18 protein-coding genes are annotated in these 22,108 nt (G+C 50.8%); 6 read left to right on the top strand and 12 right to left on the bottom strand.

Going from position 1 to position 22,108, the window contains the following annotated elements:
* Positions 1-6 precede the first annotated feature (6 nt).
* The 4 genes from JY391_RS01310 to JY391_RS01295 all read left to right on the top strand — a co-directional run bounded on the left by JY391_RS01310 (position 7) and on the right by JY391_RS01295 (position 5,305).
* The gene (locus tag JY391_RS01310; RefSeq protein ID WP_042286670.1) at positions 7-705 is read left to right on the top strand and encodes an RraA family protein; all 699 of its coding nucleotides are present in this window, start codon (positions 7-9) and stop codon (positions 703-705) included.
* 65 nt (positions 706-770) lie between these two features.
* A complete protein-coding gene (locus JY391_RS01305; RefSeq protein ID WP_042286947.1) occupies positions 771-2,165 on the top strand; it encodes a DASS family sodium-coupled anion symporter in 1,395 nt (464 codons plus the stop codon).
* 11 nt (positions 2,166-2,176) lie between these two features.
* On the top strand, positions 2,177-3,340 hold the full coding sequence (locus tag JY391_RS01300; RefSeq protein WP_042286672.1) for a metallo-dependent hydrolase: 1,164 nt from the start codon (positions 2,177-2,179) through the stop codon (positions 3,338-3,340).
* Between the two features lie 81 nt (positions 3,341-3,421).
* Entirely contained in the window at positions 3,422-5,305 is a 1,884-nt protein-coding gene (locus JY391_RS01295; protein ID WP_060570203.1) for a sigma 54-interacting transcriptional regulator, read from the top strand.
* Between the two features lie 340 nt (positions 5,306-5,645).
* On the opposite strand, the gene pcoE is transcribed toward JY391_RS01295, so the two are convergent.
* The 7 genes from pcoE to pcoA all read right to left on the bottom strand — a co-directional run bounded on the left by pcoE (position 5,646) and on the right by pcoA (position 12,497).
* The gene (pcoE, locus tag JY391_RS01290; protein ID WP_000723069.1) at positions 5,646-6,080 is read right to left on the bottom strand and encodes a copper resistance system metallochaperone PcoE; all 435 of its coding nucleotides are present in this window, start codon (positions 6,078-6,080) and stop codon (positions 5,646-5,648) included.
* Positions 6,081-6,297: 217 nt separating this feature from the next.
* Positions 6,298-7,698 carry a copper resistance membrane spanning protein PcoS gene (pcoS, locus tag JY391_RS01285; protein WP_001211180.1) on the bottom strand — a complete coding sequence of 467 codons (1,401 nt, stop codon included), beginning with the start codon at positions 7,696-7,698 and terminating at the stop codon, positions 6,298-6,300.
* The gene (pcoR, locus tag JY391_RS01280; protein WP_001188930.1) at positions 7,695-8,375 is read right to left on the bottom strand and encodes a copper response regulator transcription factor PcoR; all 681 of its coding nucleotides are present in this window, start codon (positions 8,373-8,375) and stop codon (positions 7,695-7,697) included. The genes pcoS and pcoR overlap by 4 nt, the downstream gene beginning before the upstream one ends.
* 54 nt (positions 8,376-8,429) lie before the next feature.
* Positions 8,430-9,308 carry a copper resistance inner membrane protein PcoD gene (gene pcoD, locus JY391_RS01275; protein WP_229692861.1) on the bottom strand — a complete coding sequence of 293 codons (879 nt, stop codon included), beginning with the start codon at positions 9,306-9,308 and terminating at the stop codon, positions 8,430-8,432.
* Positions 9,309-9,363: 55 nt separating this feature from the next.
* A complete protein-coding gene (gene pcoC, locus JY391_RS01270; RefSeq protein WP_000025662.1) occupies positions 9,364-9,744 on the bottom strand; it encodes a copper resistance system metallochaperone PcoC in 381 nt (126 codons plus the stop codon).
* Positions 9,745-9,783: 39 nt separating this feature from the next.
* On the bottom strand, positions 9,784-10,674 hold the full coding sequence (pcoB, locus tag JY391_RS01265) for a copper resistance outer membrane transporter PcoB (RefSeq protein ID WP_001378118.1): 891 nt from the start codon (positions 10,672-10,674) through the stop codon (positions 9,784-9,786).
* 5 nt (positions 10,675-10,679) lie between these two features.
* A complete protein-coding gene (gene pcoA / locus JY391_RS01260) occupies positions 10,680-12,497 on the bottom strand; it encodes a multicopper oxidase PcoA (RefSeq protein WP_000925240.1) in 1,818 nt (605 codons plus the stop codon).
* A 234-nt stretch (positions 12,498-12,731) separates the two neighbouring features.
* Here pcoA and JY391_RS01255 point away from each other — a divergent pair, with 234 nt between their 5' ends.
* Positions 12,732-13,181 carry a PcoE/SilE family metal-binding protein gene (locus JY391_RS01255; protein ID WP_001023257.1) on the top strand — a complete coding sequence of 150 codons (450 nt, stop codon included), beginning with the start codon at positions 12,732-12,734 and terminating at the stop codon, positions 13,179-13,181.
* Between the two features lie 288 nt (positions 13,182-13,469).
* Positions 13,470-14,207 (top strand): peptidoglycan DD-metalloendopeptidase family protein, encoded by a 738-nt coding sequence (locus JY391_RS01250; RefSeq protein ID WP_163181471.1) that lies wholly within the window; start codon positions 13,470-13,472, stop codon positions 14,205-14,207.
* 33 nt (positions 14,208-14,240) lie between these two features.
* On the opposite strand, the gene JY391_RS01245 is transcribed toward JY391_RS01250, so the two are convergent.
* From JY391_RS01245 to silB, 5 genes are all read right to left on the bottom strand, one after another.
* Positions 14,241-14,438, bottom strand: coding sequence for a DUF2933 domain-containing protein (locus JY391_RS01245; RefSeq protein WP_000843494.1), 198 nt, complete (start codon positions 14,436-14,438; stop codon positions 14,241-14,243).
* Positions 14,439-14,478: 40 nt separating this feature from the next.
* Positions 14,479-16,926: an Ag(+)-translocating P-type ATPase SilP gene (gene silP / locus JY391_RS01240; protein ID WP_001353604.1), complete on the bottom strand. Its 2,448-nt coding sequence runs from the start codon at positions 16,924-16,926 to the stop codon at positions 14,479-14,481.
* Between the two features lie 126 nt (positions 16,927-17,052).
* Positions 17,053-17,493, bottom strand: a complete 441-nt coding sequence (locus JY391_RS01235) for a DUF411 domain-containing protein (protein ID WP_000758225.1) — start codon at positions 17,491-17,493, stop codon at positions 17,053-17,055.
* A gap of 86 nt (positions 17,494-17,579) precedes the next feature.
* Positions 17,580-20,726: a Cu(+)/Ag(+) efflux RND transporter permease subunit SilA gene (silA, locus tag JY391_RS01230; protein WP_000574029.1), complete on the bottom strand. Its 3,147-nt coding sequence runs from the start codon at positions 20,724-20,726 to the stop codon at positions 17,580-17,582.
* A gap of 10 nt (positions 20,727-20,736) precedes the next feature.
* Entirely contained in the window at positions 20,737-22,029 is a 1,293-nt protein-coding gene (silB, locus tag JY391_RS01225) for a Cu(+)/Ag(+) efflux RND transporter periplasmic adaptor subunit SilB (RefSeq protein ID WP_000157620.1), read from the bottom strand.
* Positions 22,030-22,108 lie beyond the last annotated feature (79 nt).

The following is a 22,108-nucleotide window of genomic DNA, read 5'->3' as shown; positions in this document are numbered from 1 at the left end:
AAAAACATGTCTATTGGCAACCGTATTTTTTTACAACGCCCGCAAGGCAATCCTGAACTACTCAAAGCGTATGAACAGCTTCCGGCGGCAAATATTGCCGACACCATGAACCGTATCGCGGTACTCGGCAACGGCATAAAGCGTATTTCCGCGCCGAAGAAGCCGATTATGGCAGGCTTTGCTATCACCGTGAAAGCGCGCGCCGGGGATAACCTAATGCTGCATGCGGCGCTGGATATGGCGACGGAAAACGACGTGATTGTGGTCTCTAATGAAGGCGACCGCTCCCGCGCGCTGATGGGGGAGATCATGGTGGCCTACGCGCACTGCTGCAAAAAAATCGCCGGAATTGTGCTCGACGGCCCCATCCGTGATATCGACGCGCTTTCCGTCCTCGACTTCCCGCTCTTTGCTACCGGCGCAAACCCGGCAGGCCCCTTTAAGGAAGGGCCGGGCGAAGTGAATACGCCGATCGCCGTCGGCGGTGTGGCGGTGAATCCGGGCGACCTGATTGTCGGCGACGCCGATGGCGTCATCGTGGTGCCGCTTGGCGACGCCGAAGCGCTGCTGGCGAAAGCAAAAGAGTATTCAAAATTTGACGCAAGTAAGGTCGAAGCGGCTAAAAACGGCGCCGCGAACCGTCAGTGGGTTAAGAAGACGCTTGAAGACAAAGGCGTTGAGTTCATCGACGACACTTACCGTTAATACGAATAAATAATAAAACGCCGCGACGTCTGATGAGCCGCGGCTTTAAAGCAAAGGTAATTAACATGCTTTATTTAAAACTCTTACCCATTATTTTTTTCCCGGTCTTGTTCTGGATAATACCTAATCCTGAAGGCGTTTCCGCCGCCACCTGGCATATGGTGGGGATTTATCTGGCAATGCTGTGCGGCCTGGTGCTGCGCCCGTTTACCGATGCGGTGATCATGCTGATTATTCTGGGATTCGCGTCTCTGGTGCTCGATCCCGGTCCGCTGTTTGCCGGATTCGGCAGTCCGATGGTCTGGTTTATTATCAGCGCCTTTATCATCTGCAAAGCGTTTGTGATCACCGGCCTCGGCAAGCGCATCGCCTATATGCTGCTTAAGCGTTACGGGAAGAATACCCTGACGCTCGGCTATTTGATGATGGTAACCGATACCGTTCTCGCGCCCGCCACCGGCTCAAACATGTCCCGTTCCGGCGGCATCACCTACCCCATTTTCCGCAACATTGCCGAAGCGCTGGGCTCAAAGCCGGATGAGGGCAGCCGCAAAATCGGCGCTTATCTGACTATCCTGATGTATGTCGTCTCAATGGGCACCTCCAGCCTGTTTCTGACCGGGATGGCCACCAACTCAATTACCGTGTCGCTGGCGAACGAAATTATGAAGGTCAACCTGGAATGGATGACCTGGTTTAAGGCTGCCATCGTGCCCGCCGGACTGGTTCTGCTGCTGTCGCCATGGATCCTGTATAAAATCTACGCGCCAGAGTTAAAAACAATCGCCAACGTGAACGACATCGCCGAAAAAGGCCTGCGTGAGCTGGGGCCGGTGAAGCGGGAAGAAAAACTGCTGATCGTCTTTTTCATCCTCGGCGTACTGGGCTGGATGACGGGTTCGCTCACCGGCATCGCCTTTATACCTGTGGGACTGGCTTTCCTTGCCTGTCTGTTGCTGTTTGGCGTTTTAAGCTGGAACGATGTGGTCAGTGAGAAATCCGCCTGGCAAACCTTTGTCTGGTACGGCGCGTTCTATGGCTGCGCGGTGGCGCTGTCAAAGGGCGGTTTTTATGTCTTCCTCGTCGACGTCATCAAAAACTATCTTGATTTGTCGCACCTGAGCGAATTCAGCGCCATCGCGGTGCTGGTGTTTATCAGCCTCGCGGTACGTTACTTCTTCGTCTCTAACAGCGCTTTTGTCGTCTCGTTCTACCCGGTGCTGTTTACTCTTGGCATGACCACCCAGGCGCACCCGATGTATGTGGCGCTGTCTTTAGCGTTTTCAGCAGGTTATGGCGCATTGTTGACCCACTACGGCAACGGCGCGGGGGTTTTTACCTTCTCCAGCGGCTATGTCCCGCAAAAAACCTTCTGGCTGTTAGGTACCATTATGGTGGTGATTAACGTTCTGGTTTACTTCCTGATCGGCATTCCTTACTGGAAATTCATCGGTATTTAAAGGAGATAGCAATGAAACTGGATATTCTGATCAAAAATGGCCTGATTGCCGATGTCGAAAGCAATGAATACCTGAATCGCAGCATCGGGATTATTGGCAACCGCATTGTCGATCTGGATAACGTCGACGCCACCCAGGCGGAAACGGTGATCGATGCCGCTGGCTGTCTCGTCCTGCCGGGTCTGATCGACTTTCATGCCCATGTGTTTCATGGCGGTACGGCAATCAGCGTGAACCCGGATATTATCTGCCTGCCGAATGGCGTCACCAGCGTGGTGGATGCGGGAAGCAGCGGATGGGTGAACTACGCGTTGTTTCGTCACAGCGTGATCGCATCTTCAATGGTAAAGATAAAAAGCTATCTCAACGTGGTGAACGTCGGGCTTTCCACGCTCGGGGGCGGGCCAACCGGTTATCTGGAAAACACCAATCCCGCGAATTACAACGTGGAACGCATTGCCCGGACGCTGGCGGAAAACAGCGACAATATCCTTGGTCTGAAGCTGCGTTACAGCCAGGATATTGCGAAGGGAAAAGCGTACTCCAGCGATCCTTTCCTTACCACCGTCGCGCTGGCGCGTGAGCTGAACACTTCCCTCTGCGTTCATGTTACAGATGCCCTGCTGCCCGCCGATGAGCTGATAGGTCATTTTCAGGCAAACGATATATACGCCCACTGCTTCCACGGTACGGGTCACTCGATACTGAACGCGCAGGGCGAAGTTTACCCGGCGGTGAAACAGGCCAAAAAGCGGGGCGTGATTTTCGACTGCTCCAACGGGGTGGCGCATTTTGACTTCAACGTGGCCAGCAATGCGATGGAGCAAGGTTTTTACCCGGATATCATCAGCACTGACCTGACGCAAAGAAATAGCCTGCGGACGGATAAGGTGTACAGCCTGCTGCACGTAATGTCGAAATATCTCAACATGGGCATGTCATTTTTTGACGTCCTGCGCGCAGTCACCACCACGCCAGCCCGCCTGATGAAAATGGAAGGAGACATCGGCACGTTAAAGCCTGGCGCGTTTGCCGATATTTCCCTTGTGAAGCTACGCAAGGAGCGGATCGTCTTTGAAGATACCCGCGGCGTAAAAATAGAGGGCGATCGGTATATCGATAACTGCGCCACACTCTGCAACGGTCAGATTGTTTATCGTCGTCTTCATTTCTGAGCATTGCCTGTTGAACCTTACACAATGGTTTGTGTAAGGTTCTTTTTATAAATCAGGACGCCAGCCGTAAGTGATGAATAAATGAAGAATAATGAGATTGTTATCTTTTCTGTTTCCAGCACCATCACTCAGCGCATCGCCAATGTGTTAATAGAACGCAAACTGGATATTCCCGTATACGAATTTCATTATTCTGACGTGCTGGAAAAAGCGGATGAGATGATTCGCGCCGGCACAAAAATTATTATCAGCCGCGGTGGCACCGCCGCCCTGTTACGCAGCAATATGACCATTCCGGTTATCGAGATCGCCCATGATTTTCACGGCGTTTATCGCATCCTGCAGGAAGCCAAACACAAGTCGCAGAAAATTGCCGCTATTGGTTTCCCTCAGTTTTGTAATGCGCTGCGCCATTATCAAAATATGACCAACGAAGAGTTCAAGATCTGCCAGGTCTATAACCATTATGATATTGAAAACGTGGTTAAAAATCTGGCCGAAAATGACTATCAGCTGGTGATTGGCGGCCTGACAGTGGCTGAAATGGCGAAAAAGTACGGCTTAAATGCGGTCATGGGCGATACCGATAATATCTCCATCGAACAAGCCATTAACGAAGCCTGGAGTCTGCTGAAATATATCAATCAGGAAAACACAAAACTGTTAATGAGCCAGTCGGCGCTGAATCAGTCGCGTGAAGGCATTATGTGTATTGACCAGATGGGGGAAGTCATTAGCGTTAATGCCACCGGTATGACCCTGTTTCAGTGCCATCCGGGCGATAAACTCTTCAAAAAAGAGGCGTTTAAAGATCTGTACGGTAGCATTATTAATGAAATAAGCCTGAAGGAACAGCCGACGGAAATTAACGGAAATCTGGTCTACGTCTCGATCAAACATTTTGCCAACCGTCGACACTCGTTTTCGATTATCACCGGCTTAAGCCAGGATAATGCGCTCTGGCATTCCGTGGCGAATAAAAAAAGCAAACTGCGCGGCTTTACCACGTCGTATCACTTTGACGATATTATCGGCCAGTCGCGGCAAATCCTTGACGTCATTGCGAAAGCAAAGCTGTGCGCCCAACATGATTTACCGGTCAATATCACCGGTGCTACCGGGACGGGGAAAGAGCTTTTCGCCCAGAGCATCCATAACCATAGCGCACGCAGCCATTGTCCTTTTATCGCCATCAATTGCGCGGCCATCCCGGAAAGCCTGCTGGAAAGCGAACTGTTTGGCTATGCCGATGGCGCATTTACCAACGCCCGTAAAGGCGGCAAACCCGGCATTTTCGAAATGGCGAAAGACGGCACGGTGTTCATTGATGAAATCAGCGAAGCGCCGTTATCGGTGCAGGTAAAATTGCTGCGCGTATTACAGGAAAAACAGTTTTCCCGGATCGGCGGCGACTCGTTGATTACCGCCAACTTCCGCCTTATTACCGCCAGTAATAAACCGCTGAAGGCGCAGGTCGACGCGGGTGAATTTCGTCAGGATCTCTGGTACCGCATCAACATTCTCGAACTGGCGTTGCCCGCGCTCCACGAGCGCCCCGGCGACGTCATGCTGATCGTGCAGCACCTGCTGGCGCAGCAAGGCAAAACGCTGATATTTACCCCGGAAGCCCAGGCGTTTTTAAACGCGTATACCTGGCCGGGCAACATTCGTGAGCTGCAGGCGGTGGTTTATCGGCTCGTTGTGTTATTACAAACGGATGTGGTGAGCAAAGCGGATCTTCAGCAGTTGTGCCAGATGTCCTCCGTTTCGCCGGAGGAGGTTTCGCGCCTCCCCACAAGCGAAATGACGGTGGACGCTACCAACCTGCTTAAGAAACAGGAAAAACAGCTCATTACCCGCGTCATTGAAACCACGGCAGGCGACCGTACCAAAGCCGCGACAATGCTCGGAATAAGCCCCACCACATTGTGGCGTAAGCTTAAAGAACATCGCATCAGCGTTTAGCGTCCTCATGAGACGTTTGTGTAGAGACATTAAAGTTGTATCCTTTAACCTGAAAAAGACTTTAAAGTTGTAAAGTTTTAAAAAAACACATACAAAACATGATGCTAAGTGTGTATCACACGCTGTTCCAACATTATGCCTTGATGTTCTTGCAGGAACTGCAATTTACAGAAGGAAAAAGGTGTTTTTGTAGTTATCTGGCGTTACGTGACAGTGTTGGTCAGATACTTCCACCTCTTCAGAGTTAAAGTTTGATATATGGGAAAAAAAACGCTCCCGGACGGGAGCGTAAGCCAGTGACTTCGGCGTCAAATGAGGGTCTAACAAGTGGAGCTGCGGGTTAATTCTGGGTGATCTGACTGCGATGCTTATCAGCCTGCTGCTGGTGAACAACGGAAGACTGACCATTATTCGCCTTCTCATGTACAGCTGCGGCCTTCTCATGCTCGCTCATTTCAGAAAATGACTTTGCTGTTTCGTTGGTAGCTCCGGGTTTAGCTTTCATCATTTTTTTATGCATTTCAGCCATGTCCTGGTGGGCAGCAGAATTGCTGTTTTGCATCATGTCATGGGACATTGCGGCCTGATCGTGACTGCTCATATCCATCATTGTCATGCTGTCTCCCTGAATTGCACTTTTTTCAGCAGATGACTGCATCTGGTGGGCAGGTGCCTGTGCATTATTTACCTGGTCATGCATGTTCATTGTCTCTGCAGCCATGGCAGATGAAGCGGCAGCCATAATGGCAACAAATGATACGAGAATCTTTTTCATGGTTGGGTCTCCGGTGTTTACATACCCAAACAATCAATGGCTTATAACAGAGAAAGCAGTTGATCTCAGGGCGGGTTAATCATCACTCCAGGAACCAGGTGATTGTGTTATCACGCTGCTCCTGATTTATGAATAATTATAAAAAACCGCCTCTGTTTATCGCGTGACTGAATGATGACAATTTTGTCACCTTCCAGGTTTCTCCTGAACAACGGGATTAATCCATTAACAGGCGCACTTTGAACACAATTTCACGCCCCTGCTGTTCTGCTGACAGCTCGCCGCCGTGAGCATGAATGATCGACCTTGTAATTGATAATCCCAGCCCCGCGCCTTCCGTGTTGTAGAACCTTGATGAGTCTGCGCGATAGAACCGGTCAAACAAACGTTCCAGATTAGCGGGAACCTGGCCGGACATCGTATTCGTAATCATCACGTTCACACAGTCACTGTCACGCTCAAGGTGTATCGCTGTACAGGTGTTATCGGGAGAATACTTGATTGCATTGGAAAGCAGGTTACTGAAAGCACGTCGGAGCATATCGCTGTCTCCGGCAACAACGCCCTCTCCTTCAACCGTGATTGTCTTTCCTGTTTCGTCTGCCAGGGGCTCGAACAACTCACGTAATTCATTCAGTTCGGCTGCCAGATCCACATCATGTTTATCCAGCCGCAGCAGACCATGCTCTGAACGTGCCAGAAAAAGCATGTCACTGGTCATTCGTGACAACCTTTTCAGTTCTTCCAGGTTAGCGAATAAAATTTCGCGGTAATGCGAAACATCCCTTTCCTTAGCCAGTGCAAACTGCGTCTGCATCATCAGATTACTGACTGGTGTGCGCAGCTCATGCGCGATGTCAGACGAGAAATCTGACAGTTTCCGGAATGCCCCCTCCAGGCGATCAAACATATTATTGAACTCCTGCATGGTCTCAGAGATTTCCGGCGGAGCCAGATCGGGATTTAGACGCTGATCCAGGCTGTGTACGGTCATGGAGGAAGCCAGACTGGTCATTTCCCGTAGCGGTTTCAGACCAATACGTGTGGTCAGCCAGCCCAGAAAAACAGAAATAAAGACCAGACCGATATTGAACCAGAACAGCCAGGTACTGAGTTTGTCCATAAACAGGGTGTGATACCCAGTATCCGTGGCAACCGTAATGATGACATGTTTGCTTTTACCCTGTTCCGGCGTCACGGCAACCCGCCGCGAGATACTGCGGTACACGGTGTTATTTTCTTCCGTCTGGATCATATAGTCGAGAATATCACCCGACTTATTAAGCAGGACCGCTGGAACAACAGAATTTTTGGCATAGAGTTCAACAATTTTTTCATTTTCCATGTTTTTTATAGAAATGAATAAGCCATTGTGCCCCACCATCGCATCGTTTATTTTTTCTGATAATGACTTAATATCCGTTTTGTTCCTGAACGTCTCTGTTTTAAGAAACTCTTCGGTGAGCTGAAGTTTACCTGTCAGAAAATCGCGGTCCTGATTATCGAAATAGCCATTAAGGGTGCTAATCAGGATAAAACTTGATAACCACCATACCGTAAGCATCACCGCAGAAAAAATCAGGCTCAGGCGTGTGGTCAGGGAAATTTTGAACCTCACTCTTCTCTGATCTCCAGGACATATCCGGCACCGCGAACGGTATGGATCAGTTTTGGCTCAAAGTCATCATCAATTTTACTTCTCAGACGTCTCACGGCGACATCAATCACATTCGTATCACTGTCAAAATTCATGTTCCAGACCAGGGACGAGATAAGACTCCTGGGTAACACTTCTCCGGTGCGTTGCAGCAGCAACTCAAGCAGAACGTATTCTTTACCGGTGAGATGGATCTTCTTCCCCGAACGGATCACGGTCCGGCGCACCATATCAACGGTCATATCGGCGATGGTGCAGACTGTTGCGGCCTGCGAGCGTGCCCGGCGCAGTAGGGTTCTTACACGTGCAACCAGCTCCGTAAAATCAAAGGGCTTAATCAGGTAGTCATCTGCGCCAAGCTCCAGTCCTTTCACTTTGTCCCGCACGTTGTCCTTTGCGGTTAAAAACAGGACCGGTTCTTCGTGCCCGGACTCCCTCAGTGCGCTGATGATTTGCCACCCGTCGAGGAAAGGCAGCATCACGTCCAGTATTATCAAATCATACTGTCCCTTCGACGCGGCCCCGAGACCATCGCGGCCATTATTAAAGAGATCGGCCTGATAGCCTTCCTCAACCAGTCCCTGCTGCAGGTAACGACCTGTTTTTTGTTCGTCTTCAACGATTAAAATACGCTGCATGGTCAACTCGCTGATATGAAAGTAAAAATCTCACGCATGAGCTTTGGCTGTCCCCTAGCTGACCTGAGACGGAGCAAGCATTCCGAGCCACGCTACGGCGCCCAGAATGATAATCGCAACAACGAATTCTGTCAGGATGCTGTTTCGCATCAGGGCAACGCTGCGATCATAATTCCCTTCCCTGACCATAACTTCAAGCCGGGGACCCAGGTGAAACCGGTTTGCTGCAGCCAGAAGAAGCATCAGAACAAACAGAGCCGTCTTGGCAAGCAATATCCTCCCCCAGGAACTGTTGAATAAGGGAGTTAAGTTACCCTCAGCAATATACAGATAGTTGACCAGCGCACTCAGGATCAGGGCTACAACAATCACCGTTCCTGCCGTGGCAAATTTTGCCAGGGAGTCAGATATCACAATGACGCTCTGTGCATTATGCTCGTTTCTGCGCATCAGCAGGATAGCAAATGCAACCAGAGCACCTGTCCAGGCACCTGCAGCGCCGAGATGGGTCAGATCGCTCAGTAAATGGAGATAGTAATGCAGACCGTCATGCATAACGGCGTGTCCTCCCCAGGCAAGTGTAGCCAGCGCCACGCCCCCACTCATCGTCATCAGCAGGCAGGACAATACTCTCTTATTAGTGTAAAGGAACAAAGCACCGAGTGTGGTAAACAGGGCACAGAGCCTGACAATCCAGCTAATACCCACATCAGTTTCTTCTATCACCATCTCGATAACATGGATGGATAATTCTCTGAGGTCAGTTACTCCACTCATGGCATTAGATACCAGGAGCATATTAATGCCAGTAAGAATGATGCCTGTAACAACAGCAAAAGTTATAAACGACCTGAAATTAGTCAGGTTATAGGTTTCATGTCTGACACCGCTTATTCCATATATCTGAAAAAATGGCAATCCAAATATTACCATCAAATCCAGATAAAGAAGAAAACGAATAACAATCATAATCAGGTCGTTCATAATATTACTTCACTGTAAAGGTGTAATTACCGGTAATAGGGTGCGTATCTGAAGAAACCGCGCGCCAGTCAACACGATAAGTGCCAGCGGGTAAAGGCTCTCGCGGAATAATGACCATCGATTTAGGGTCAGCGCCTGGCGCCACTTTTGCCGCGACCGGCATCGGAGAATGTGATGACATGCCTTTCATACCCGTCATCGTTAATTTTGCACCTGAGAATTTCACGGTCAGATTTTCCGAGAAATTAAGCTGAATCTTTTCCGGGGCCGCTACGGCTGAATCAGCCTGTGGCACAGAGCTTTTTAATTCCGGATGGGCCATAGCAGAGAAAGCAACGCCCATAACGAGGCCACCTGTAAGAATGGCTTTATTTAAAATCGACATTTTATTTACCTGTTTAGTTGAGTGTTTTATATCAGTGCGTTAAAACCAGATTCTGGCTCCCGCCAGGAATACTACCTGATGGTCTTTCTCACCTTCTCTTTTCGCCATATCGGATGTTTTCCCGTAAAGTTGATTCCAGGAAACGCCTATATAGGGTGCAAACTCACGGCGTATTTCATAGCGCAGCCGGAGCCCCAGCTCTGTGTCAGTCAGTCCCCTGCCGCGACCCCGCGATTCATCATCCTGACTGTAGAAATTCACCTCATAGGATGGCTGGAGTATGAGCCGGTTAGTCAGTAAAACGTCGTATTCTCCTCCCAGACGAAGGGCTGCTTTTCCGCCATTACTGACAAAACCCGTAATTTCAGACTCAAAATTATAGAGTGCCAGCCCCTGAAAACCGACAGCAGCCCAGGTCCGGGCAGAAGCAGGTCTGAAATCCTGCCTGACACCCGCAACCAAATCCCACCATGGGCCAACCGCATGTCCCCAGAGTAACTGCGCTTCAGCCGCCTCCGTTTCCCCATTGCTTCGTTCACCTTCACTCTTTAGCCAAATCCGATCTGTGTCGCCTCCAATCCAGCTGTTAACACTCCAGCTGAAATTGTTGGTGTTATCCGACCGTTGCCATTCCAGTTGATCCAGCAGAACCAGATAATTAATCGCACTGTCGTGAATCGCATGCCCCTGTAAATTGCCGAATGCAGCCTTCCGGTCGGCATCGGTAACAGGCGGAATTGGCGTTCTGCTCTCAGTTACAATGGGCTCCATTGACGTCATCTCAGTGAAATTCTCATCTGCTGGCATCTGCATGGCAGACATGTCGTGCCCGGCGTGGGGATCTGCAGAGACGGAGCCCGCCGCAATAGAAAGCTGTGAGGTAAACAAACCGGCGACCAGAACAGGTATGGCCTTCAAATTTCTCTTCATTCGCATCATTCCTCCACCCGGACTTCACGAAACATTCCCATTTCCATGTGATAGAGCAAATGGCAGTGATACGCCCAGCGGCCAAGCGCATCTGCTGTCACTCTGTAACTGCGTTTTGTACCAGGGGGAACATCTATTGTGTGTTTACGAACCATGAAATTACCGTTTTCATCTTCCAGATCGCTCCACATACCATGCAGGTGAATGGGGTGAGTCATCATGGTATCGTTGATCAGCGTGATCCTGAGCCGCTCACCGTATTTCAGCAGCACCGGTGCGGCATCTGAAAACTTGATTCCGTTAAATGACCAGGCAAACTTTTCCATGTGGCCGGTTAAATGCAGTTCTATGGTACGGCCAGGTTCACGTCCGTCAGGATCCTCAAAGCGGCTTTTCAAATCCGCGTACGTGAGAACCTTTCTTCCGTTATTTCGAAGACCAATACCCGGATCATTTAACTTCGGAGAGACGCTCATCGCCTGCATATCAACCAGTGGGTTATCCGTTTCTGACGCAGGATGACTTTGCATACCCGGCATTCCGGCCATCCGGGAATGATCCATACCGGCCATGCTGCTGTGATCCATGGGCGCGGAGGATGTCCCGCTATCCGGAAGGTCAGCACCGTCCATAGACATCATCTCTCCGCTGTTATCCATGCCTCCCATCTGGCTGTGGTCCATTCCTGCCATATCATGTCCCATTCCCCCCATACCCATATCTTCCATGGTCAACAGAGGACGGGGATCGAGGGGGGGAACGGCAGCACTTAACCCCTCTCTCGTGGCCAGTGTCCCTCGAGCGTAACCGGTCCTGTCCATGGATTGTGCGAAGATGGTATAGGCCTCACCCTGAGGCTCCACAATGACATCATAGGTTTCGGCAACGGCAATCCTGAATTCGTCAACGGTAACCGGGTTTACATACTGGCCATCTGCAGCCACGACCGTCATTTTCAGCCCGGGGATACGGATATCGAAATAGGTCATTGCCGAGCCGTTGATAAACCGTAAGCGTATCTTTTCACCGGGACGGAACAGTCCGGTCCAGTTTTTCAGCGGGGCCTGCCCGTTCATGAGATAGGTGTAGGTGTAGCCACTGACATCCGCGAGGTCAGTCGGATTCATTTTCATTTCAGCCCACATTTTCCGATCGGCAATGGTGGCTGACAGCCCCCTGGTATTCACGTCGCGGAAAAAAGAGCCAACGGTTGGTTTATTGAAATTGTAGTAATCCGACTGTTTTTTTAATTTTTTCAGCAGGCTGTGAGGATTTTCATCGGTCCAGTCAGACAACATGACCACATGCTCACGATCGTAAGTAAACGGTTCTGGCTCCCCGGCATCGATGATAATGGCACCGTATACCCCCTCCTGTTCCTGCAGACCGGAATGGCTGTGGTACCAGTAAGTCCCGTTCTGCTTAACCTTAAAGGTGTAAACGTAGGTATCATCAGGCTCTATGCCCATAAAACTCAGCCCCGGAACACCATCCATATTGGCCGGAAGAATAATGCCGTGCCAGTGAATGGACGTCTGTTCATTAAGACGGTTTTTGACCTTCAGGGTAATGGTGTCACCTTCTTTCCAGCGAAGAACGGGCCCCGGCAGGCCTCCATTGATTGTTTTGGCCTGACGCTCACTGCCCGTGATATTGACGGCCGTTTCACCAATGGTCAGGTCAAACTGAGTACCCTGCAGGGATGCGGCAACTGGCAGGCTCAGACTGGAACGCGCATTGAAACTCCATACGCCAAGACTTCCGGCTACGCCAGAGAGGGTTAACCCCTTCAGGAAAGTTCGTCGAGACGTTTTCAACAGCATGCGCATTCCCTTATTTAAAGTATGGTTACTGACAGAATTCGAGAACCGATTTAAATTAAATTACTGGTTCATCCACTTACAATGAAATGAATCTAGCACACCTTAAGAAACAAATTCATTACAATCGTGTAATGTACATAGCTGTATTACATTTACGTCATCTTCCCCACAGGTTGATTATTTTTATATATGATCATAAGGACATCTTTTATGTACCTCAGAAGGTAATTACACATGAATATATTAATCACGACCACTGCGTTTACAGCTTTATTTTGTGGGGCAGCTTTTGCTCAGTCCAGTGATATTGCCCATGAAGCACATCGATTTGTTAATAATGCCTCAGCCGTCAGTCATGTGAATTCCTCGACGCATGAAAACTTACCGGACAGGGTTAATAAAAACAACACGCCCTCATTCTCTGAAATGAATGAACATGAAAGGGCCATTGTTGCTCATTCATTTATGAACAACAGCGCGTCCTATGCGCATCAGAAAATGATTGAGGAACATAAAAAAATGCTGTCCGGCAGTGATGCAAATTCAAAGACCTCGTCTTCTTCTTTTAACGAACTGAATGCCGGAGAAAAAGCCGCTCTCGTGCATGAGCAGGTCAATAATGCCGGTGCGGAAGCACATCAGACGCAGGCAAGAAAGCTTCGCGGGCTGTATTCGACCAGGTAACTGCAGGCGGGTTAGTGCTTAGCGTCAGGTGCGCAGCAGGGCTTTACTGACGGGTTACGTAGCAGGACATGAGCCCCATATTGCTCTGCCGTAACCTGTTTCAGTCCCGTTAATCATCACCGTCGGGCTGGTCATACAGTTCCCAGAGCTTCAGGAGCAAACGGGAAACAAGATATGTTACAAAAATGACGACCATCAACGGTGCTCCCGATTAACTGACAGATGACACGCCTCCTGAAAACCCCTAGCATACGCCGCAGTGTTCATGCTAACGGCGAATTCCAGTAAATGTATTCTACCGATGTCGTAAAAGAAAATGCCTACCTTTCAGCCACCCGCTCGGGGCTGGAATCGAACGAGATCGCTACTCTTCAGCGCTCCTTGCCTTCCCGGTTTAATCTGCGGCATTTGAAAAAAAATGAATCATTAAAACTCGTACTGCAAAAGAAAGCGGGAAAATCACGTGTCGTGGCCTATAAATTTACGTCCGGTTCATTTAATTACACGGCGTATCGTATATCAGATAAAAAGTTCTATAACCTTTCCGATACTTCCGGGAAAGGCAGTCTCGATTATCCGTTACCGGCCACAGCAAGACTCAGTTCGCCTTTCAATCCTGCAAGACTTAACCCGGTATCGGGAAAAGTGAGTCCCCATAATGGCATTGATTATTCCATGTCCATGAACACGAAAATAGTCAGCGTCATCGACGGAAAAATCACCCGGGCCGAATACAACAGTACCATGGGATATTTTGTTGAAGTAACGGGAAAAGCCGGTGTTAAAACTCGCTATCTCCACCTCAATAAAATACTCGTTACTAAAGGGGCCAGGGTTACACGGGGAGGTGCTATTGCGTTATCCGGTAACAGCGGACGTTCATCCGGTCCTCATCTGCATTACGAGCTGGTCATCAATAACAACCCTGTTAACTCTCTGGCGTTCCGGGCAGCGGCACCCGCTGATAACAAACTCGAACAGCATGCCTTTGCGCATGCCAGAGACTACGAACGATACCTGGACTGATAACGGGACCGCGACGCGGCCCCGTCTGCCGGATTAATTTTTTTTATCGTTTTCACTTCCGTGATGTTGATGATCTCCATGCCCTCCGTGGCCGTGGAAAAGATGCATTAGCGGGCAGACCAGCAATAACAGATATGGCCAGTAACCTGCCACATGTGACCAGTGTTCGCGCAGGAGGGCAAATGCCGCGATCGCGGCGACAGCAATAAGCGCATAGGTGGTACTTTTCATACTGGACTCCTTCTGTTCGTAACTGACCCTTCACTCAGTGTTATTTCCCGAGCCTGACACTTTTCAGACGCAACGCATTCACAATGACGCTGACGGAGGAAAGAGCCATGGCCGCCGCCGCAATAACTGGCGACAGCAGTATTCCATACACAGGATAAAGCAGACCTGCAGCCACAGGCACGCCAAGTGCGTTGTAGATAAATGCAAAAAACAGATTCTGACGGATATTTTTCATGGTGATCTCTGACAGATGACGGGCCCTGTTCAGTATCATCAAGTCGCCTTTGAGAAGGGTGACTCCGGCACTTTCAATTGCCACATCTGTACCCGTTCCCATGGCTATACCCACGTCAGCCGCTGCCAGCGCCGGGGCATCATTCACACCGTCTCCGGCCATCGCAACCACATGGCCAGACTCTTTCAGTCGGGTTATCACTGCTTTTTTGCCATCCGGCAGAATTCCGGCTTCAACCTCATCTATTCCCAGTTTCCGTGCGACTGCTTCAGCAGTAAGCTGGTTATCCCCGGTGAGCATAACGATGCGGATCCCCGCCTGACGCAAAGCTTTAAGCGCATCCGGCGTGGTTGTTTTCACGGGATCCGAGATAGCTATCAGGCCTGCAAGGTCCCCGTCTGTGGCCACATAGATAACGGTAGCGCCTTCCATCCGCAACGTATCCGCAACGGCCTTTTGATTATCAATAACTATACTGTTTTCCTGCATAGCCAGTTCATTACCAATAACAACCCGTTGACCTTCGACATCGCCTGAGACACCTTTACCCGACGGTGCATCGAAATGAGTGACTGCGGGTATTGCGATCCCCTTTTCCTGTGCTGCTTTAACTACTGCCATACCCAGCGGATGCTGCGAGCCTTTTTCCACTGCGGCTGTTACACGCAAAAGAGATGTTTCCCCACCCGGATTGAGACTGATAATCCCTGTCACCGTAGGCGAACCTTCCGTGAGCGTGCCTGTTTTGTCGACAACCAGCGTGTCCACTTTTTCAAGACGCTCAAGGGCTTCGGCATTCCTGATTAACACCCCGGCCTGGGCTCCTTTGCCCACCCCCACCATTATCGACATCGGCGTGGCCAGCCCCAGCGCGCAGGGACAGGCAATAATCAGGACCGACACAGCCGCAATGAGACCGTGCGCCATCCTGGGCTCGGGCCCCCAGACAGACCAGATCACGAAAGCAACAACCGCGATAAGTATCACCAGAGGAACAAACCAGCCTGAAACGCTGTCAGCCATTCTCTGGATGGGGGCACGCGAACGCTGTGCATCAGCGACCATCTGAACAATTCGTGAGAGCATTGTTTCATCACCGACTTTCTCTGCACGGATGATGAGACTCCCTGTCTGATTAATGGTCCCCCCGATGACAGGGTCACCCTCCGTTTTGGTAACCGGCATAGATTCCCCGGTCACCATCGATTCATCAACGGTTGTTTTGCCTTCGATCACGATACCGTCGACCGGAATACTCTCTCCAGGTCTGATGCGGAGCTTATCGCCAGGCAGGACATCTTCCGCATTAATATCCGTTTCATGACCGTCATGATCCAGCCGTCTGGCGGTTTTGGGGGCAAGGTTCAGAAGCGCAGTAATGGCGCCTGAGGTTTGTTCCCGTGCCCGCAGCTCAAGAACCTGTCCCAGCAGAACAAGCACCGTAATAACTGCTGCGGCTTCAAAATAAACGGCCACCAGGCCATCCATGTTTCTGAACGATGCAGGAAACCAGGAGGGGAAGACGGTTGCAATGACGCTGTAAACCCAGGCTACGCCGGTCCCCATTGCAACAAGGGTAAACATATTCAGGGAGCGGTTACGTAACGACATTCCGGCCCGGGCGAAGAATGGCCAGCCACACCACAACACGACAGGGGAGGCCAGAAGCAGCTGCAGCCATGTGTTGTACTGTGGCGGTACTGTATTCCTCAACTCGGGAAACAGATGAGATCCCATTTCGAGTACCAGAACCGGAAACGCCAGCAACAACCCCAGCCAGAAGCGTCTTGTCATGTCGTGAAGTTCATCACTCGGCCCCGTGGATGCCGTAGCTACGAGCGGCTCCAGTGCCATTCCACAGACAGGACAGCTTCCGGGACCACTGCGGCGTATCTCCGGGTGCATCGGACATGTCCACACACCTTCAGAATTCTCTTTTTCCGCCTGGTGGTGAGGCTGTTTTATCTGATCAGGGCTGACTTCGTGATGATCGTGGTGATGGTGATGGGAATGTTCACTGGCATCTTCGGTAAGATAACGATCGGGATGGGCTTTAAATTTACTCTCACAGCTGGCGGAGCAGAAATAAAGTTGATGGTCCTGGTATCGAATGCTGCTGTGCGCCCTGTCGGGCAGGATGGCCATCCCGCACACGGGATCTCTCACCTTATGCAATACGTGGCCCTCGTCCGGGGATAATGTCTGCTCAGAAGCAGTCTGGTTGTTGTGTTGCACTGCATTGTCATTTTTCACAGTAACTCTCCTTATGCATACCGAAGCATCTTCTGTCTTCAGGGTATGTCATGGATGCGATTACCACGAATATCGCCGGCACAGGAGTGCCTGCTACCGGCGTCCCGTTATCAGCCGTTCCGCTGACTATTCGATTCGCTGGAAGACTTTTTTACTTCCATCCGGTGAGAATGCGATAACATCGTAAGCCTCTTTTCGGGCTCCCATCTCCATTCCAGGACTTCCTGCTGGCATACCGGGGGTGGCGAGACCGTATATACCTGAACCAGACTGCATTGCCTTATGTATCGTTGTCGCAGGCACATGGCCTTCAATGATCAAATTACCGGCAACCGCGGAATGACAACTTCGCAGTCCTGCAGGAATAGCATGCTTTTCTTTCAGGGCTGACAGCGCCTGATCATTCATGACGTGAGTTCGTACTTCAAACCCGTCTTTTTCCATCGCCTTGCCCCACAGGGAACAACAGCCACAGTTTTCAGATTTGTACATATCAATCACTTTTTCACTCGCCATCGCGGGCAGTGAAAGGCCGAGAGCCAGCGCCATCAGAACCACTTTTTTCATACTCACCTCTGTATATTATCGATTTAAACCCTGACGTCAGGGTGAATCAGTAAAGAAGGACACCCACAGGGGGTGCCCTTTCAGGTTCAGGACACGCTTTTTTTATGTCTGCGCAGCCAGATTAATTTGTAGGCGGCAGGAATAATGAACAGGGACAGCAGCGGAGCCGTGATCATCCCACCAATCATGGGTGCCGCGATACGGCTCATGACTTCTGAACCTGCACCGGTTCCCCAGAGTATTGGCAGCAGACCCGCAATGATCACCGCCACGGTCATGGCTTTCGGCCGGACACGCAGTACGGCACCATGATAGAGGGCTTCATCAAGGCCTTCCGGTGTGAACGTCTCTTTACGGGACAATTCCGGGTGCGCTTCAATGGCATGACGCAGATACATCAGCATGACCACGCCAAACTCTGCTGCCACCCCGGCCAGAGCGATAAACCCCGTTCCGGTTGCGACAGACATATGGAAGCCCTGCCAGTACAGGAACCATATCCCGCCAACCAGGGCGAACGGCAGGCTCATCAGGATCAGCAGGGCTTCATCAACCCGGCGGAATGCCAGATACAACAGGATGAAGATGATCATCACCGTCATCGGCACCATCAGCTTCAGTTTCTTGTTGGCATGCTCAAGCAGTTCAAACTGTCCGGAGAATGACACGCTGGTACCCGGTCTCAGTTTCACTTTCTGACTGATCGCCGTTTTAATGTCATTAACCACCGACACCATATCCCTGCCGCGCGCGTCAATGTAAATCCAGCTGGCTGGACGGGCATTTTCCGTTTTCAGCATAGTCGGCCCGGAAACGACCTTAATATCCGCAACATCGCCCAGCGTGATCTGCTGCTTCATCGGGGTCAGGATCGGCATCTGTTTCAGGGCCTGCGGGCTGTTCCGGTAATCCTGCGGATAGCGGATATTAATCGGGTACCGGGCCACGCCTTCAACCGTTTCCCCTACCGTCGCGCCGCCGATGGCTGATGAGATGAACAGCTGCACATCGCCCACCGTCATTCCGTAGCGGGAGGCTTTTTCCCGGTTGATATCCACATCAATGTAGCGCCCGCCTTCCAGTCGCTCTGCGAGAGCAGACACTACGCCGGGTACGGTTTTGGCGACCGCTTCGATACTCTGCGCCGTTGCATCGATATCGGACAGAACCGTTCCGGACACCTTGATACCTATCGGGCTTTTGATCCCGGTTGAGAGCATATCAATACGGTTACGGATTGGCGGCACCCAGAGGTTTGCCAGCCCCGGTAAACGGACGGTCCTGTCGAGTTCTTCAATAATCTTGTCAATCGTCATGCCTGGACGCCACTGATCCTCAGGTTTGAGCTGGATCGTGGTTTCAACCATTTCGAGCGGTGCGGAATCCGTGGCGGTCTCTGCTTTACCGGTCTTGCCAAATACAGAGGCCACTTCAGGAACGCTTTTGATTAACTTGTCCGTCGTCTGCAGGAGCGCTGCAGCTTCAGCCGGAGAGACACCCGGCAGGGTCGACGGCATATACAACAGGTCGCCCTCGTTAATCTTCGGCAGAAACTCACCGCCCACCTGGCTCAGCGGCCAGATAACGGTGAAAATGGACAAGGCCGCAACCAGCAGGGTTGTTTTTGGCCAGTGGAGAACCCGCAACAGCAATGGATGATACGCTTTGATCAGTACCCGGTTCAGGGGGTTACTGGTCTCTGCAGGAATTTTCCCCCGGATCCAGAATCCCATCAGAATCGGAATGACGATGATGGCCAGCGCGGCCGCGCCCGCCATGGAGTACGTTTTCGTGAATGCCAGCGGGCCAAACAGACGTCCTTCCTGACCTTCCAGGGTAAAGATAGGAATAAAGGACAGGGTGATGATCAGCAGGCTGATAAACAGTGCGGGTCCCACTTCAACGGAGGCATCGGTAATCACCTTCCAGCGGGTGGCGTTGTCAATCTGCTCACCCGGATGCTGATGATCCCACTCCTCAAGCCGCTTATGCGCATTCTCAATCATCACAATGGCGGCATCCACCATCGCACCGACGGCAATCGCTATCCCTCCCAGCGACATGATATTGGCGTTCAGTCCCTGGAAGTGCATGACGATAAAGGCGATACACAGACCAAGCGGCAGAGAGATAATCGCCACCAGGGCAGAACGTACGTGCCACAGGAACAGGGCACAGACGATGGCCACCACGATAAACTCTTCCAGAAGTTTGGAACTGAGGTTATCAATCGCCCGGTCGATGAGCTGGCTGCGATCGTAGGTGGTCACGATTTCAACGCCTTCCGGCAGGCTGGCCTTCAGCGTCTCAAGTTTATCCCTCACTGCCGTGATAACGTCGCGTGCATTTTTACCCGACCGCAGGATCACCACGCCGCCAGCGACTTCGCCCTGGCCGTTCAGCTCGGCAATACCACGCCGCATTTCAGGCCCGGTCTGCACGCGGGCAACATCCCGCAGATAAACCGGCACGCCGTTCTCGCCTGTTTTCAGGACGATGTTATTAAAATCATCAATGCTCTGAAGATAACCGCTGGCACGGACCATATACTCAGCTTCGGCCATTTCAACGGATGAGCCACCGGCCTCCTGGTTAGACGATTCAAGGGCCTGTTTCACTTCGGGCAGGCTGATACCATACTGAGACAATTTTACCGGATTGACCTGAATCTGGTACTGTTTCACCACGCCGCCAACCGAAGCGACCTCAGCCACGTTCGGGATGGTTTTCAGCTCAAATTTCAGGAACCAGTCCTGCAGAGAACGCAGTTCTGAAAGGTCGTGTTTTCCGCTGCGATCGACAAGGGCATATTCAAATATCCAGCCCACCCCCGTGGCGTCCGGACCGATTTCAGAACTCACACCGGCGGGCAGTTTTCCCTGTACCTGGTTCAGGTACTCCAGCACGCGGGAACGGGCCCAGTACAGATCGGTGCCGTCTTCAAAAATGACATACACATACGAATCACCGAACTGTGAAAAACCACGCACGGTTTTTGCGCCAGGCACGGACAGCATGGTGGTGGTAAGTGGATAGGTGACCTGGTTTTCTACAATCTGCGGGGCCTGGCCGGGATAGCTGGTTTTGATAATGACCTGCACATCTGACAGGTCAGGCAAGGCATCGACAGGCGTGTTAATAATCGTCCATGTGCCCCAGATGCTGAGAAACAGGGCCCCCATCATGACCAGGAAACGGTTGGCGACAGAGCGCCGGATAATCCATTCAATCATCGTCGTCTCCTCAGTGCCCTGAATGCATATTTACAGGCTGGTCAGACATTGCTGGCATACTGCTTTCTGTTTTTTCAGGGTGGCGCATACGTTCCAGTGCGCCCGTAATATTGGCTTCAGAGTCAATGAGGAACAGGCCACTGACCACCACGGTATCGCCTTCATTCAGGCCGGAGCCGATGCCGGACTGTTGCTGTGACTCATGCAGAACGTGGATCTGTTTCGGCACAAACTTGCCTTCATCATCAACAGTAATCACGCGCTGTTCTTTGCCGGTATCGATAACGGCCTGGCTTGGTATCAGCAGCATCTCCTGGCTTCTGGTATTCAGTTTCAGATAGGCATTCATGCCCGGCTTGAGAAACTCATCCTTATTAGAAACCTGGAGACGGACCTGAAGCGTACGGGTTGTCTGATCCACGCTGGGAAGAATATTCCATTTTTCGACATGGAATGTTTTATCCGGATAAGCCGGTACCGAAATTTCAAACTGCGACGTATCTTTCAGCAGATAGGCGATAGATTCTGGCACTGCAGCGCTGATCCAGACCGGGTCCATTCCCTGAATCTGAGCCACCACCTTATCTTTCGAAATATTCATGCCGGTGCGCAGGTCAAATGCAGTAATGACACCATCAATAGGTGCTTTAATGGTAAAACGGGTCTGAATGCTCCGGGTAGAACGCAGTCTCTGAATATCCTCTTCCGGCATACCTGCCAGGCGAAGCCGTTCCAGAACGCCTTTAATTTGCGTGGAAGTACCACCGGTGCTGGATAACAGAAGGAATTCACTCTGTGCTTCCACCCAGTCCGGAATGGTAATATCGATAAGTGGCGTCCCCTTCTTCACATGATCGCCAATCGTCATGGGGTAGACTTTTTCGACAAACCCGTCAGAACGCGCCTGCACAATAACAAACTGATACTCGTTATAGCTGACATTAGCCGGGATTGTCTGAGAATAATTCAGCATTCCTCGCGTGACTTTTTGCGTTTTTAATCCCAGATTCTGAACCTGGGTTGGGTCGATACGGATCCCGCCACTGCTTTTATCGCCACTGTCATCAGCATATTTTGGCACCAGGTCCATATCCATAAAGGGCGATTTTCCGGGTTTATCAAATTTGGTATCCGGTTTCATTGGGTCATACCAGAAAAGCACCTTTCGTTCCGGTGCCTTTTGTTCTGTTTTTTCTGTCTTTTGTGCTGAGTTTACATACTGCCAGGCAGTAACCGATATCAGCCCCCCTGCTATGAGGCTGCTGATAATTATTGCAGCATATTTTATCTTTAAAGAAGCCATACAATTTTCCGCTAAAAAATCAAAACACCTGGCATATGCGCCTGACGGTTAACTCACACATATACCTATGTGAATGTAC

The organism is Citrobacter sedlakii, assembly GCF_018128425.1.
GTDB lineage: Bacteria > Pseudomonadota > Gammaproteobacteria > Enterobacterales > Enterobacteriaceae > Citrobacter_A > Citrobacter_A sedlakii.
This window is presented reverse-complemented; position numbering and strand designations above follow the sequence as displayed.

Bases quoted from the DNA above. Each gene is read 5' to 3' on its own strand.
- silA (WP_000574029.1), bottom strand. From the start codon at position 20,726: ATGATTGAATGGATTATCCGGCGCTCTGTCGCCAACCGTTTCCTGGTC.
- silB (WP_000157620.1), bottom strand. From the start codon at position 22,029: ATGGCTTCTTTAAAGATAAAATATGCTGCAATAATTATCAGCAGCCTC.
- JY391_RS01305 (WP_042286947.1), top strand. From the start codon at position 771: ATGCTTTATTTAAAACTCTTACCCATTATTTTTTTCCCGGTCTTGTTC.
- pcoR (WP_001188930.1), bottom strand. From the start codon at position 8,375: ATGCAGCGTATTTTAATCGTTGAAGACGAACAAAAAACAGGTCGTTAC.
- pcoB (WP_001378118.1), bottom strand. From the start codon at position 10,674: ATGAAGAGAAATTTGAAGGCCATACCTGTTCTGGTCGCCGGTTTGTTT.
- JY391_RS01235 (WP_000758225.1), bottom strand. From the start codon at position 17,493: ATGAAAAAAGTGGTTCTGATGGCGCTGGCTCTCGGCCTTTCACTGCCC.
- JY391_RS01300 (WP_042286672.1), top strand. From the start codon at position 2,177: ATGAAACTGGATATTCTGATCAAAAATGGCCTGATTGCCGATGTCGAA.
- pcoA (WP_000925240.1), bottom strand. From the start codon at position 12,497: ATGCTGTTGAAAACGTCTCGACGAACTTTCCTGAAGGGGTTAACCCTC.
- pcoD (WP_229692861.1), bottom strand. From the start codon at position 9,308: ATGGTAATATTTGGATTGCCATTTTTTCAGATATATGGAATAAGCGGT.
- JY391_RS01245 (WP_000843494.1), bottom strand. From the start codon at position 14,438: ATGAAAAGTACCACCTATGCGCTTATTGCTGTCGCCGCGATCGCGGCA.
- JY391_RS01255 (WP_001023257.1), top strand. From the start codon at position 12,732: ATGAATATATTAATCACGACCACTGCGTTTACAGCTTTATTTTGTGGG.
- pcoE (WP_000723069.1), bottom strand. From the start codon at position 6,080: ATGAAAAAGATTCTCGTATCATTTGTTGCCATTATGGCTGCCGCTTCA.
- JY391_RS01310 (WP_042286670.1), top strand. From the start codon at position 7: ATGTCTATTGGCAACCGTATTTTTTTACAACGCCCGCAAGGCAATCCT.
- JY391_RS01295 (WP_060570203.1), top strand. From the start codon at position 3,422: ATGAAGAATAATGAGATTGTTATCTTTTCTGTTTCCAGCACCATCACT.
- JY391_RS01250 (WP_163181471.1), top strand. From the start codon at position 13,470: ATGTATTCTACCGATGTCGTAAAAGAAAATGCCTACCTTTCAGCCACC.
- pcoC (WP_000025662.1), bottom strand. From the start codon at position 9,744: ATGTCGATTTTAAATAAAGCCATTCTTACAGGTGGCCTCGTTATGGGC.